Here is a 12,871-nt window from a genome sequence, read left to right on the forward strand (position 1 = left end):
GTCCTGCGCACGGCTGGAGGCGCTCCCCTCGTCATCAAGCTCCTTGAAGGCACCCAGGGCATCGGGGTCGTGCTGGCGGACACGGAACGCTCCGCCAAATCGGTGATCGAGGCCTTTCGGGGGGCAAATGTGAACATCATGGTTCAGGAATTCATCAAGGAGGCCGGAGGTACCGATATCCGTGCGCTGGTTGTCGGCGGCAAGGTGATCGCTGCGATGAAACGTACTGGCGCCGAGGGCGAATTCCGGTCCAACCTGCACCGCGGCGGCAGTGCCGCGGCAGTCAAGATCTCGCCGGAAGAACGCTCGACGGCGATCCGGGCCGCCAAGACCATGGGCCTGAATGTCTGCGGCGTCGACATGTTGCGTTCGAACCATGGCGCCGTGGTGATGGAAGTGAACTCCTCTCCCGGACTGGAAGGCGTTGAAAAGGCGACCGGCATCGATGTTGCCGGAAAGATTATCGATTTTCTCGCCAAGAATGCCGTGACCGGAAAAACCAAGACAAAGGGACGCGGTTGACCTCGAACCCAAAACCTTTCGAGATCGGGACCCATTCGATTTCTCCCGGTACACGGCGCACGGTCGATCTTCCGGTCAGCGTTCTTTCTGATCACACACCGGTCACCATGTCCGTGCATGTGCTTCACGGGCGCAGGCCCGGACCGGTGCTCTTCGTCAGCGCCGCCGTGCATGGCGACGAAGTGATCGGAGTCGAGATCGCCCGGCGTATCCTGAACGCTCCGCAACTGGAGGCGCCGGAACTGGAAAGGTTGAAGGGAACGGTTCTGGTCGTCCCGATTGTGAATGCCTTCGGGTTTCTCAACCATTCCCGCTATCTGCCGGACCGGCGCGACCTCAACAGGTCTTTTCCGGGAAGCCAGAGAGGTTCCCTGGCCGGGCGCCTGGCGCAACTGTTCATGAGCGAAATTGTCAACCGGGCCGACTACGGCATCGACCTGCATTCGGCGGCGATCCACCGGACCAACCTGCCGCAGATCCGGGTATCTCCCTCACGGCCGGAAACGCTCGAGCTGGCAAAGGCTTTCGGCGCGCCGGTGGTTCTGACCTCCAGGCTGCGCGAGGGCTCCATGCGCGCGGCGGCTCAGGCCAAGGGCAAGGACGTACTGGTTTTCGAGGCGGGCGAGGGGCTGCGCTTCGACGAAATGGCCATTCGCGCGGGTGTGTCCGGAGTGCTGAGGGTGATGCGCGCTCTGAAGATGGTCGGCGCCAGGGGCATTACCAGGCCAAAGGCCGCGCCGATCGTGACAAAATCCAGTTACTGGGTCCGTTCACCGGCAGGGGGGCTTCTGCGGCCCTACAAGTCCATCGGTGATGTGGTCGAGCCGGAAATGCTGCTGGGCATTGTCTCCGACCCCTTCGGCGAAAACGAGCGGCCGGTGCTGGCCGAATATGGTGGACTGGTGATCGGACGTACCAATCTGCCCGTCGTCAACGAAGGGGACGGGCTGTTTCATATCGCTGATGTCAGCGCGAAGGTCGACGCGGAACAGACGCTTGGCAGCCTGGCGTCCCAACTGGAGGCCGATCCCTTGTTTGACGAGGATGAAATCATCTAGAGTGTGGATCGACCCTTTGAAGCAAAAGTGTTTTGCCGGCCGGCAAACCTGCATCCGGGCGGCCGCTCTGGCCGACACGGCTTCCGGGTATTATGTTGAGTGAAATGCCACCTCCTTCGGTGCTTTGATTTTCCGGGAATATCTTCCCAAAATTGCAGGTCAAATTCATGAACCAAGTGGTCCCTCCGAAATTCGGTGTCGGCGCGCCGTTGCGCCGTAAGGAAGACGAGCCTCTCATTACGGGGAAGGGCATCTACACGGCGGACTATCAGCCGGAAGGCTGCCTGCACGGCTACATGGTGCGCTCTGCCATGGCGCATGCCCGCATCAGCCTGGGCAATATTGGCGAGATCCGGGAGATGGACGGTGTCCGGCTTGTCCTGACTGGAGCCGAGCTTGAAGGCAGGTCCATGCCCTGCAACGCCCGCCCGAAGCAGATCGACGGATCAGGGATCACGGCGCCGGTGCAACCGGTTCTGTGCCCGGACGAAGTCCGCTACGTCGGTGATGCCATTGCCTTCATCGTCGCTGATGATATCGAGACGGCTCGAAACGCGGCCGAGATGCTGGAGATCGACTACGATCCGCTCGACGTTGTCGTGGGCATCGAGGATGCGCTTGCGCCGGGTGCCTTGAAGGTCTGGCCGCAGTTCAGCGACAATGTTGCCTTTACCTTCGGCCATGGCGACGAGGCCAAGGCCGATGCGGCATTTGCGCAAGCAGCAAAGACCGTTTCCATTGATGTCGTCAACAACCGGATCGTGGCCAACTACATGGAGCTGCGCGGTTGCGTCGCCGAATATGACGGCACGCGGGACCATTTCAAGGTGACGCTGGGGACGCAGGGTGGCCACATCATGCGCAATATCCTGTGCAGCATCCTGGAACTGGAGGCGGAACAGCTGCAGATCATCACGCCGGAAGTCGGTGGCGGCTTCGGTACCAAGATGTTCTGCTACCGCGAATATCCGCTGTCGATGATCGCCGCGAAGGAACTCGGCCGCCCGGTGCGCTGGGCGGGTGAGCGCATGGATCACTTCGTCACCGATGCCCACGGCCGGGACAACCTTACCCACGCGGAAATGGCCCTGGACGGCGAAAGCCGGATTATCGGCTTGAGAGTGCATGTGAAGGCCGCCATGGGAGCATATCTCCACCAGTTCGGCCCGTTCATTCCGTTTGTCGGAACGACCATGTCGTCCGGGCTCTATGATATTCCGGCGCTGTTTGCAAAGGTCGAGGGCGTCTACATGCACACCGTTCCGGTCGATGCGTTCCGCGGCGCCGGACGGCCGGAAGCGGCCTATCTTATCGAACGGCTGATCGACAAGGCGGGTGAGGAAACCGGACTTGGACCCGTGGAAATCCGCAAGCGCAACTTCATCAGGCAGGATCAGCTGCCCTACACTACCCAGACCGGGCGCATGTACGATACCGGCGATTTTGCGGGGCATCTGGAGAAGGCTCTGGAAGTTTCCGACTGGGCGGGTTTCGAAGCCCGTCAGCGGACAAGCGCGACTGCCGGCAAATACCGGGGCATCGGCATCTGCTCCTATATCGAGGCCTGTGCCTTTCCGGGAAGCGAGGAGGCGACGCTGGAACTCGGCGGTGACGGCACGCTGACGCTGCTGATTGGCACCCAGACCAACGGACAGGGCCATGCAACGGCCTACAGCCAGGTGCTGGCGGAGCAGTTCGGGGTGAACATCGAGGACATCCAGGTAATCCAGGGCGATACGGAGCGGGTGCGCCAGGGTGGCGGCACCGGCGGGTCCCGCTCGATCCCGATCGGGCTGCCGTCCGTGCGCGATGCCGGTCTTTCCCTTGTGAAGAAGGTCAAGGAACTGGCTGCCGACCGGCTGGAGGCGGGCATTGAGGATCTTGAGCTGGAAAGCGGCGTCGTGCGCGTGGTCGGAACCGACCAGCAGGTGACGCTGGCCGAGATCGCCGCCAGCGCCGGCGAACCGCTGATGGCGCGCGAGGAAGTCAAGCAGGACGAGGCGACCTATCCGAACGGCACGCACATCGCCGAAGTGGAGATCGATCCTGAAACCGGCGACGTTTCCGTCCTGAACTACGTCATCGTCGACGACTTCGGCGTGACGGTGAACCCGCTGCTCTTGGCCGGTCAGGTCCATGGCGGGGCGGCTTCCGCGATAAGCCAGGCCTTGTGCGAGCACACGGTCTATGACGAGGACGGCCAGCTTCTGACCGCTTCGCTGCTGGACTACCGGATGATCCGCGCCGCCGACCTGCCGGACTTCGATTTCCAGACCCGCAACATCCCGTCGACCACCAACGCCATGGGCATCAAGGGGGCCGGGGAAGCCGGCACCATCGGCGGCTGCGCCTCGGTGATGAACGCGGTGCAGAGGGCCCTGAGGGACGGGGCCGGCGTATCGGAGCTGATCGACATGCCGGCGACGCCGCTGAAGGTCTGGGAAACGATCCAGGCGGCGCGTTAGGTTGCGGCGCGTTAGGTTGGAGACGCGAAAGGCGCCCAAACGGGGCGCCTTTTCATTGGTGGTCCTGATTAGAATACGCGATTTTCAATCGGCACCCGGATCAGGTTATTGAAACGGGCCGAAGCCTACTCAGCAGGCATCGGGCGTGATTCACCGCCGTTTCGCTCATATTCCCAAATATGCTCCTCAAAGGCACGAAGGCGCTTATAAACCGAAATCAACTCGATAATCGTACCCCAGGAGTTCACGAGGAACTGAAAGGAGTTTTCGACCTGGCCAAAGGCCGAGCTGATACGAGTCAGGATGCCGTAAGTTATAGCGCCGCTCAGGATCGTTGGTGCAAGCACGATCAATGGGATGAGCACGGCACCTTGCAGGTACACCCAGCGTGCCACATCGAAGTAGAGGTAGTGAAAGAACAGCCGGAAATAGTTTCGTCTTACGTCCATGAACAGTGCATTGGCCGTGTGCGCGTCTGCCCGTTCCGGGTGGTCTTCGCCGTAGACAAGTTCTTTTCGGTAAGCTGCTTCGACTTTCTGGTTCTGGAATTCCAGGCCTGGGAGTTTGATACCGACGACGGCAAGCAGGACTGTTCCGAAAGCAGCGGACAGAAGTGCTGCAAACACCAGCGAGCCGTCGACTTTTCCAAGCAGTGGCAGCTCGGTGACGTGTTGTGATAGTTGCCAGAGGATCGGAAGAAACGCGACCAGCGTCATGATCGAGCGCATGAATGAAACGCCCAGGCTCTCCATGATCCGGGCGAACCGCATCGTGTCTTCCTGAACACGTTGGGAGGCCCCTTCGATGTGGCGGACCGCATGCCAGTGCGACATGTAGTAGTTGTTCATGGCCGTGCGCCAACGGAAGATGAAGTGCTTGATAAAGAACTCCAGCAAGACGGCGACAGTAATCAGGATCGTGGCGATTTCCGCGAAATCCAGAATACCCTGCCAATAGTCCTTTGCCTCAACGCTGCCGGGGGTCTGGAGCGCCTTCTGAATCATGTCGTAAAAAACGCCATACCATTCGTTGATCCGCACGGTTTGCTGAACTTTGAACCAGGTCACCCCCAGGATCAGCACTGAGCCAACCCAGGCCCACAGGAACCATTTTCGACTTAGAAAAAAAGAACGGAACATGGCATTTCGCCTCTCGAATCGGAGTTTCCGGAGATTATAGGGAGCCTCTGAGGCAAAAGGAGTGCGCGGACGGTTATTGTGGCAGTTGTGAAGAGTTTTTGACCAGAATGGCTGCGTTGCAAATGCAGCCATCTGGTCAAGGACGGCAAATTTCGTGGTGGCTCATTGCAATAATCGCAACTTGGCCGGATACTGGTCGCTCTATTCGAGCGATTTCCCGCCTCATATCCGTCTTTGCCTGATTGAATGATCCGGAACGGCAACGGTCGTTTGCTGTGGAATGTGGGGGTGTGTTGCCTGTGGAGTTTCGGTCCGGCGCTTCACGGGGCCTTCTTTCTGTGCCGGTCCCGGATGATATTTATGTCGCTTTCCAGCGAAAGTTCCCGCCTTTCCAGCCCGACCGCCGCGCCACAGGGAATGACCCGCCAGGCACCGCTGCTCGGCATAAGCTTAAAGGTAGCCTCGACCATCGTCTTCTTTGTCATGGCGACTTCGCTGAAGATCGCGGCGGAAACCGTTCCGATCGGCGAGCTGGTCTTTGCCAGGAATTTCTTCGGGCTGTTTCCGGTCCTCATAATGGTGGCTTTGCGCGGAGAACTGGGTCTGGCCTTCAGGACTTCCAATCCGAAAGGGCATCTGACCCGTTCGGCGGTGGGGCTGTCCGCGATGGTCTGTTCCTTCACGGCACTGCACCTGCTGCCGCTGCCAGACGCCACCGCCATCGGCTTTGCCACGCCGCTGATCGTGGTTGTGCTGGCCTTCTTTATTCTGGGGGAACGGGTCCGGGTCTACCGCTGGAGCGCTGTCGGCGTCGGGTTCATCGGTATTCTGGTGGTGCTGTCGCCGCATCTGGGGGAAGGGGAACTCGACAATGCGTCTGCTATCGGCGCGATGCTGGGTGCCGTGGCCGCCTGCTTTGCCGCACTTGCGATGATCACCGTACGCAAATTGTGCGAAACGGAGCGGACCTCGACCATTGTCACCTGGTTCGCGGGGGCCTCGACGGTCATGGCGCTGCTGACCCTGCCGCTCGGCTTCGTTCTGCCGGGGCAGGCGTGGGTGGTTCCGGATCTTCATACCGGCGGCCTGATGCTGCTGATCGGTCTTGCCGGCGGTGTCGGCCAGATCCTGCTGACGCAGAGCTACCGCTTCGCAGACGCCTCGACCATCGCGCCCTTCGACTACGTCAACATGCTCTGGGCGATCATCGTCGGCTGGGTGGTCTTTTCGGAATTTCCGGTGCCGGAGGTGATGATCGGCGCCCTGATCGTGATCGCTGCCGGTGTCTTCGTCATCTACCGCGAGCACAGGCTGGGGCTGGACCGCACCAAGGCTCGTCGGGCATCCTCACCGTCGAAGTCATGAAGACGGGACGCTGCCCTATTGCGGCTTGTACTGGAAGGTCTCAACCGCGCTCTTGGTGCCGTCCGGGAAGATCAGCTGAACACTGATCGACTGGACCGACCCGAGAGGCAGTTCGATATAGGGCTTGTCTTTGAGGACAGCGTTCGGGTTGTCGGGATCGCAGGTATCCAGTTCCCACTCCTGGTCCAGTTCGCCGCCGTTGAAGCCGTAGAAGACGTAGTCGATCCCGCATTTCCAGGATTCCAGATGGGTGAAATAGATCAGCTCCTGGCCCTGCCAGTCGCGGAAAGCCACCCAGTTCGCCTTGGTCAGGTCGAGGATCTGCTTGATCTGCTCGGGAGGCATGCCCTGGGCACTTGCGGTTCCAGCCGCTGAAAGCGGCAGGAGTGTCAGGCCGAGAGCAAGGGCAGCGGATGTCACAAAGCGCATGGAAGACCTCCCGGTCAATGGAACTGGACGCGGTTCAGAAAGCTTTGAAGGTAATAATCGTCTTGGTGTCCTGAATGCCGTCGATCGGATGCACCTTTTCATTGACGAAATGGCCGATGTCGGCGCTTTCGTCGACATAGAACTTGACCAGAAGATCGTAGTCGCCACTGGTGGAATAGACCTCGGAGGCGATCTCTGCGTCGGCAATCGCGTTGGCAACCTGGTAGGTCTTGCCCAGCTGGCATTTGATCATCACGAAAAACGGGGTCATTCGGCGCTCCGACGGGTTGGCTTTTGCAATTTCGTTTCCAACGACATCGCCCATCTCTTGCTGCCAGTCAATCGCATATGGTGTCTCAGGGGGCGCGAAGACTTGCAATGCCGTGCCCGGCTTGCTAGCAGTGCAGACATCTCATGGGGGTGCCCGGCCATTGTGGTTCGGGCTGAGAGGCGGGTTGCCAACTCCTTGAACCTGATCCGGCTTGCACCGGCGGAGGGATTTGAGATGATGATGAATACCGCCAAAGGCAAATTCCCGACACAGACCGCGACCGGAGGACCTCCGGCCCTTTTAGGAGGTGCCGCATGAGCCTTTCTCTTGCCGCGTCTACCCGCTCGCTTGCGGCCGGGACCGTCTTCGAACGGCTTGAACGTGTCCGCGTGAAAGCGCCGCGCATCCACGCCATCACCAATGCGGTGGCCCAGAGTTTCACCGCCAATGTGCTGCTCGCGCTCGGGGCGGTGCCCTCCATGACCCTTGCAAAGGAGGAAGTGGCGGGATTTGCCGCAAGCGCGGATGCGTTGCTGGTCAATCTCGGTACGCTGGACGAAGCCAGGCGCGAGGCCATTCCGCTCGCCATGGAAGCGGCGCAAGCCGCCGGCAGGCCGGTCGGTCTCGATCCGGTTTTCGTCGACCGTTCTCCCCTCCGATGCGCCTTCGCACAGGAACTGCTCCGGTTCAAGCCCGACCTTGTCCGGCTCAATGAACCGGAAATGGGTGCGATGTTTGCCGACCGTGCCGGCGTGGAGGATCTGATCGCCACGGGGACGGTGTTCGCGGTGACGGGGCAAGAGGACAAGATCGAAAGCAGCGGAGAAGATTTCAGGCTTTTGAACGGCCATCCCTTGATGGCGCGGGTGACGGCGACCGGTTGTGCGGGCGGGGCCGTTCTGACGGCCTTCATGAGCGTGGAGGAAGACACCGCGCTGGCGGCGGCCTGCGGTCTTTCCGTCTTCAACATTGCGGGCGAAATGGCTGCCGAACAGGCCGGCGGCCCCGGCACTCTCGTGCCCGAACTTCTAGATGCGCTCTACGCCATGAGCCTTGGCGATATCGAAGCCCGTCTCAAAACCACCTGACCGACACTCCCATCATATTCAGGGAAGGAGAACATCATGACCGCGATCGCGGTGACCATAGCAGGATCCGATTCCGGCGGAGGCGCCGGCATTCAGGCGGACCTCAAGTCCTTTTCGGCCAACGGGGTCTATGGGGCGAGCGTTCTGACCGCCCTGACCGCGCAGAACACGCTCGGGGTCAGCGCCATTCACGATGTACCGCCCGAATTCGTGCGCGCCCAGATGGATGCAGTTTTCTCGGACCTGAAGGTGAAGGCCACAAAGATCGGCATGCTGTCGCGCGTCGACATCATCGAGGCGGTGGCAAGCGGCCTGAAAGCACATGAGACGGGTCCCGTGGTGCTGGACCCGGTGATGGTGGCCGCTTCCGGAGATCCCCTGCTGGCCGACAGCGCTGTCAGTGGCCTGATTTCCGTGCTTGTGCCGCTTGCGGATGTCATCACGCCGAACCTGCACGAGGCCGCCCGGATGCTGGAAACGGACGTGGCCGTGGACGAGGCCGCCATGCACGCCCAGGCCGAGCGGCTACTCGGACTGGGGGCCAGATCCGTTCTGCTCAAGGGCGGACACGGCACCAGCGCGGAAAGCGCCGATCTCTTCCTGGACGGCAGCGGCGAGGGGATCTGGCTGCGCGAGACCCGCATTGCCACGAACAACACCCATGGCACAGGCTGCACGCTTTCCTCGGCCATTGCGGCAGGGCTCGCAAGGGGCATGACATTGCCGGAGGCGGTCAGGGCGGCAAAGCGCTACATACAGGCAGCGATTGCCGCTGCAGACCAGCTGGAAATCGGTGCCGGTCATGGTCCGGTCCATCATTTTTATGACTTCTGGAGCAAGCAAGATGTCTGATCTCACCGTGGGCAAGAAGACGAAGTTGAGCCGCAGGGCGCTTCTGGGAGCTTCCGCTTCTACGGCGGCGGCATTGGCCACTCCTGCGCTGGCGCAGGAAAAGGCCACGATCGAATGGAAGATGGTGACTTCCTGGCCGAAGAACTTGCCGGGGCCGGGCGTCACAGCGCAGCGGATCGCCGATCAGGTCACCAAGATGTCCGGTGGCCAGTTGCGCATCCGGCTTTATGCCGCCGGTGAACTGGTGCCTGCGCTCGGCGTTTTCGAAGCGGTCTCCGCCGGAACGGCACAGATGGCTCACACGGCCTCGTTCTTCTGGCAGGGCAAGATCCCGGCCTCGGTATTCTTCACGGCCATTCCCTTCGGTCTGCTGCCGCATGAACACATCACATGGATCGAGCAGGGCGGCGGTCAGACGCTCTGGGACGAACTCTATGCCCCCTTCGGCCTGAAGCCGGTGATGGCCGGCAACACCGGCGTTCAGATGGGCGGCTGGTACAAGCGGGACATTGCCGGTCTGGACGATCTGAAGGGTCTGAAAATCCGGATGCCGGGTCTTGGCGGCGAGGTGATGCGCCGTCTGGGGGCGACGCCGGTCAGCCTGCCGCCCGGCGAACTCTTCCAGGCGTTGCAGTCCGGCGTGCTCGATGCGACGGAGTTTCTGGGGCCGTGGTCGGACAGGGCCATGGGCTTCCACAAGGTTGCCAAGTCCTATTACACGCCCGGTTTCCACGAGCCGAACGGCACGGGAGAGGCGCTCTTCAACAAGCTCGCACTCGATGGCCTGCCGGAAGAGCTGCGCACGATCGTGCTGGAAGCCTGCCGCGCGGAAAACGGACGCGCGCTGGCCGAAAGCGACTGGGAAAACGCCGGCAGCCTGAAGCTGCTCCAGGAGGAAGACGGGGTGACGATCAAGCCCTATCCCGATGACGTTCTTACCGCGTTGCGGGAGACGGCCAAAGTGGTTCTGGAGGAGTTCGCCGGCAAGGATCCCCTGGCCCGGCGCATCTATGAAAGCAACATTGCAGCGCGCGAACGGCTGGCTCCCTGGAGCAACGTGGCCATGCGCCGGTTCATGGCTGCACGCGACGGTGCGGCCTGAAATCCGGTATCTCTTGTTGGCATGCGTTGCAAAAGTATTGTTAAAAATATCGAGCTAATTTGAATCTTTGCCTCTGAAAACCCAAGGGTTTCCCTTGGGTTACGTGTGGCATGGGGGCAACGGAGGCAGGTTAATTGACGTTATCGGAAGGTCGCTCGCCGATTGCTCATTTTTTATGCAATCGCGCGAAGGCGTGTCGCTTTCATGACAAAGCAGCTCCGATCAGTAACTTTTGTGTCTGATCTTTGAAACTCCGTGGCGCCGGTCTGTGTATCACTTGGTATATTTTGCGTCGCAGCATCGAATTAACTGCGGTTTTCGGGCGTAATTCTTGAGTTGAAACGGCATCCGTTCTCCGAAATTTCTAACGGCGGTAGTCACGTTACACACGTTGGAAATTTGGGTGGGAGAAAACTCGATGCCTTTGGCAAACAAGAATGCAGCGCTCGTTACATCGACCGCGATTGCACTGTCCATGGTCGCGGGAGCCGCGCATGCGGGTGGGTTCGCGATCCGGGAACAGAGCGCCTATTATCAGGGGATGTCGTTCGCTGGCTACGGTACGACAAGCGACTCCATCTCCTCGATGTTCTGGAACCCGGCATCGCTTATCAGTGCCCGGCAGGGACTGACCGTGGAAACGCACAACACCGCGCTGCTTCCGTATTCCGACATCAACGGCACGCTCTCGGGAGGGGCTGTCGGAACATCGTCGATCGGCAGCGGCGACATTGCAGGCGATGCCTGGTTACCGGCCGGATACGCCGCCTACCGGTTGAATGACAGCCTCATTTTCGGTGTTGGCGTCAATGCGCCCTTCGGAATGTCGACCAAGCCGGAGAACGACTGGGCGGCCCGGTTCTATTCCCGGTCCTCGACGGTCTTCTCGCTGAACGTCAATCCGAATATCGCCTATCAGATCAACGATATGATCTCCATCGCGGCCGGTGTTCAGGTCCAGTACCTGGACGTCAGTCTGAAATCGGCGGATGCGACGTCCTCCGGATTTGCCAGGTCGAACGAGATCTCCGGAGACGATATCGGCTTTGGCGTGACCGCCGGTATCACCGTAAAGCCTTTTGAGGGCACGGAATTCGGGCTGGGATACCGCTCTGGCGTGTCCCATGAGCTTGAAGGAAATCTCTACGCCAGTGGTGCGACGAGTGCGATCCACCTCGGTGTCACCACTCCGGACATGATCAATTTCTCCGCAAAGCAGAAGATCACGGACAAGATCCGCCTGCTCGGCACAATTGAATGGACCAACTGGAGCCGCCTGAAAGCGCCTCGCGCGACTTCCGACACATCCGGTGCCACGTTGACGACGCTCAACTTCAACTACGACGATGGCTGGTTCTTTTCTCTCGGCGGTGAATACGACTTCAACGACAAGCTGACCCTTCGCGCCGGTCTCGCCTACGAGATTTCGCCGATTGACGAGGACATCCGCTCGACCCGTCTTCCCGACAACAATCGCTGGTGGCTGTCCGCCGGGGCGAGTTATGCTTTCAACGAGCACCTGGCCTTCGATCTCGGTTACACGCATATCATTCCTGAAGCGACCGAGATCAACATCGATTCCAGCCATCAGGACTACAAGACGGCTTTCGGCAACTATTCCGCCGATGTCGACAGTCATGTGAACATCGTTGCGGCGTCGCTGCGCTACAAGTTCTGATTGGCTTCAACGTCGCTTGCAGGGAGGCCAGGGCAACGCTCTGGCCTTTTTCGCTGATCCGCCTAAAACGCCGCCGGATAGAGGCCGCCGTCCATGAGGATGTTCTGGCCGGTGATATAGCCGGCGTGAACAGAGCACAGGAAGGCGCAGGTCTGGCCGAATTCGGTGGCATTTCCAAAGCGCCGGGCGGGGATTTCGGCAGCCTGTTGTGCCCGGATGTCATCGACCGGCTTGCCCGTTTGCACGGCGGTGCGCTCGAAGCCGCCTTTCAGACGGTCCGTATCCATCTTGCCGGGCAGCAGGTTGTTGACGGTGATGCCATGCGGAGCGAGCTGGCGGCAAACGCCGGCAAGGAATGCCGTAAGCCCGGCACGCGCTCCGCTGGACAGGTCAAGGCCTTCGATGGGCATCTTGACCGAGAGCGAGGTGATGTTGACGATCCGTCCGAACCCGCGCTCCTTCATGCGGGGAACCACGGCCTGAATCAGTTCCACGGGCGTCACGAAATTCTGGATCGCCCCTTCCAGCAGGGCAGCACGGTCCAGTTCCGAATAATCGCGGCGCGGCGGGCCGCCATTGTTGTTGACGAGGATGTCCGGATCGGGGCAGGCAGCCAGCAGCGCTTCCTGTCCCTCGGGCGTTGAAACATCGGCGGCGACGGTTTGAACCGGGACGCCAAATCTTGACTCGATTGCTGCGCGGGTTTCCGCGAGCACGGCTTCGTTGCGGCCGTTCAGGACGATCGCGCAGCCGGCTTCCGCCAGCGCCTCCGCGCAGCCCCGTCCAAGACCGCGGCTGGAAGCGCAAATGATCGCCTTCTTTCCCTCAAGGCCCAGATCCATCGAATGTCTCCTTCGTTGCCGGAACTCCCGATGCCTCTTTTGGGCCGTGCGGACGGGGGC

The 12,871-nt window shown here is 60.6% G+C and carries 12 protein-coding genes and 1 riboswitch; of the genes, 8 read left to right on the forward strand and 4 right to left on the reverse strand.

All coding sequences use genetic code 11. The annotated features are described in order from the left end of the window. The 3 genes from ACQY7U_RS05735 to ACQY7U_RS05745 all read left to right on the forward strand — a co-directional run. Positions 1–522, forward strand: a 522-nt coding sequence (locus tag ACQY7U_RS05735) for a RimK family alpha-L-glutamate ligase (protein ID WP_428642799.1), incomplete at its 5' end; no start/stop codon positions are given. After that, on the forward strand, positions 519–1,580 hold the full coding sequence (locus ACQY7U_RS05740) for a succinylglutamate desuccinylase/aspartoacylase family protein (protein WP_428642800.1): 1,062 nt from the start codon (positions 519–521) through the stop codon (positions 1,578–1,580). The genes ACQY7U_RS05735 and ACQY7U_RS05740, both read left to right, overlap by 4 nt. A gap of 167 nt (positions 1,581–1,747) precedes the next feature. Beyond that, positions 1,748–4,045 (forward strand): xanthine dehydrogenase family protein molybdopterin-binding subunit, encoded by a 2,298-nt coding sequence (locus tag ACQY7U_RS05745; protein ID WP_428642802.1) that lies wholly within the window; start codon positions 1,748–1,750, stop codon positions 4,043–4,045. A gap of 125 nt (positions 4,046–4,170) precedes the next feature. Here the strand turns inward: ACQY7U_RS05745 and sbmA are convergent, their stop codons facing one another. After that, a complete protein-coding gene (gene sbmA / locus ACQY7U_RS05750; RefSeq protein ID WP_428642803.1) occupies positions 4,171–5,184 on the reverse strand; it encodes a peptide antibiotic transporter SbmA in 1,014 nt (337 codons plus the stop codon). Positions 5,185–5,544: 360 nt separating this feature from the next. Between sbmA and ACQY7U_RS05755 the strand changes: the two genes are divergently transcribed. Then, positions 5,545–6,549, forward strand: coding sequence for a DMT family transporter (locus ACQY7U_RS05755; RefSeq protein ID WP_428642805.1), 1,005 nt, complete (start codon positions 5,545–5,547; stop codon positions 6,547–6,549). Positions 6,550–6,564: 15 nt separating this feature from the next. On the opposite strand, the gene ACQY7U_RS05760 is transcribed toward ACQY7U_RS05755, so the two are convergent. Both ACQY7U_RS05760 and ACQY7U_RS05765 read right to left on the reverse strand, forming a co-directional pair. Then, positions 6,565–6,978, reverse strand: a complete 414-nt coding sequence (locus ACQY7U_RS05760; protein WP_428642806.1) for a hypothetical protein — start codon at positions 6,976–6,978, stop codon at positions 6,565–6,567. Positions 6,979–7,012: 34 nt separating this feature from the next. Beyond that, positions 7,013–7,249: an Lrp/AsnC ligand binding domain-containing protein gene (locus ACQY7U_RS05765; RefSeq protein WP_428642807.1), complete on the reverse strand. Its 237-nt coding sequence runs from the start codon at positions 7,247–7,249 to the stop codon at positions 7,013–7,015. Positions 7,250–7,384: 135 nt separating this feature from the next. Continuing rightward, positions 7,385–7,495: riboswitch (TPP riboswitch) on the forward strand. 68 nt (positions 7,496–7,563) lie between these two features. Between ACQY7U_RS05765 and ACQY7U_RS05770 the strand changes: the two genes are divergently transcribed. The 4 genes from ACQY7U_RS05770 (at position 7,564) to ACQY7U_RS05785 (ending at position 11,969) form a co-directional block, all read left to right on the forward strand. Continuing rightward, positions 7,564–8,337 carry a hydroxyethylthiazole kinase gene (locus tag ACQY7U_RS05770; RefSeq protein ID WP_428642809.1) on the forward strand — a complete coding sequence of 258 codons (774 nt, stop codon included), beginning with the start codon at positions 7,564–7,566 and terminating at the stop codon, positions 8,335–8,337. A gap of 36 nt (positions 8,338–8,373) precedes the next feature. Continuing rightward, a complete protein-coding gene (gene thiD / locus ACQY7U_RS05775; protein ID WP_428642810.1) occupies positions 8,374–9,189 on the forward strand; it encodes a bifunctional hydroxymethylpyrimidine kinase/phosphomethylpyrimidine kinase in 816 nt (271 codons plus the stop codon). Further along, entirely contained in the window at positions 9,182–10,291 is a 1,110-nt protein-coding gene (locus ACQY7U_RS05780; protein ID WP_428642812.1) for a TRAP transporter substrate-binding protein, read from the forward strand. Before thiD ends, ACQY7U_RS05780 begins: the two co-directional genes overlap by 8 nt. Before the next feature lie 418 nt (positions 10,292–10,709). Beyond that, positions 10,710–11,969, forward strand: coding sequence for an OmpP1/FadL family transporter (locus tag ACQY7U_RS05785; protein WP_428642813.1), 1,260 nt, complete (start codon positions 10,710–10,712; stop codon positions 11,967–11,969). A 62-nt stretch (positions 11,970–12,031) separates the two neighbouring features. Here the strand turns inward: ACQY7U_RS05785 and ACQY7U_RS05790 are convergent, their stop codons facing one another. After that, on the reverse strand, positions 12,032–12,811 hold the full coding sequence (locus ACQY7U_RS05790; RefSeq protein ID WP_428642814.1) for an SDR family oxidoreductase: 780 nt from the start codon (positions 12,809–12,811) through the stop codon (positions 12,032–12,034). Positions 12,812–12,871 lie beyond the last annotated feature (60 nt).

Origin of the sequence: Roseibium sp., from assembly GCF_050301095.1 — a bacterium.
Classification (GTDB): domain Bacteria; phylum Pseudomonadota; class Alphaproteobacteria; order Rhizobiales; family Stappiaceae; genus Roseibium.

Excerpts from the sequence above, each read along its gene's own strand:
- ACQY7U_RS05780 (WP_428642812.1), top strand. The coding sequence starts at position 9,182 with ATGTCTGATCTCACCGTGGGCAAGAAGACGAAGTTGAGCCGCAGGGCG.
- ACQY7U_RS05760 (WP_428642806.1), bottom strand. The coding sequence starts at position 6,978 with ATGCGCTTTGTGACATCCGCTGCCCTTGCTCTCGGCCTGACACTCCTG.
- ACQY7U_RS05770 (WP_428642809.1), top strand. The coding sequence starts at position 7,564 with ATGAGCCTTTCTCTTGCCGCGTCTACCCGCTCGCTTGCGGCCGGGACC.
- ACQY7U_RS05745 (WP_428642802.1), top strand. The coding sequence starts at position 1,748 with ATGAACCAAGTGGTCCCTCCGAAATTCGGTGTCGGCGCGCCGTTGCGC.
- ACQY7U_RS05785 (WP_428642813.1), top strand. The coding sequence starts at position 10,710 with ATGCCTTTGGCAAACAAGAATGCAGCGCTCGTTACATCGACCGCGATT.
- ACQY7U_RS05755 (WP_428642805.1), top strand. The coding sequence starts at position 5,545 with ATGTCGCTTTCCAGCGAAAGTTCCCGCCTTTCCAGCCCGACCGCCGCG.
- thiD (WP_428642810.1), top strand. The coding sequence starts at position 8,374 with ATGACCGCGATCGCGGTGACCATAGCAGGATCCGATTCCGGCGGAGGC.
- ACQY7U_RS05765 (WP_428642807.1), bottom strand. The coding sequence starts at position 7,249 with ATGACCCCGTTTTTCGTGATGATCAAATGCCAGCTGGGCAAGACCTAC.
- ACQY7U_RS05790 (WP_428642814.1), bottom strand. The coding sequence starts at position 12,811 with ATGGATCTGGGCCTTGAGGGAAAGAAGGCGATCATTTGCGCTTCCAGC.
- sbmA (WP_428642803.1), bottom strand. The coding sequence starts at position 5,184 with ATGTTCCGTTCTTTTTTTCTAAGTCGAAAATGGTTCCTGTGGGCCTGG.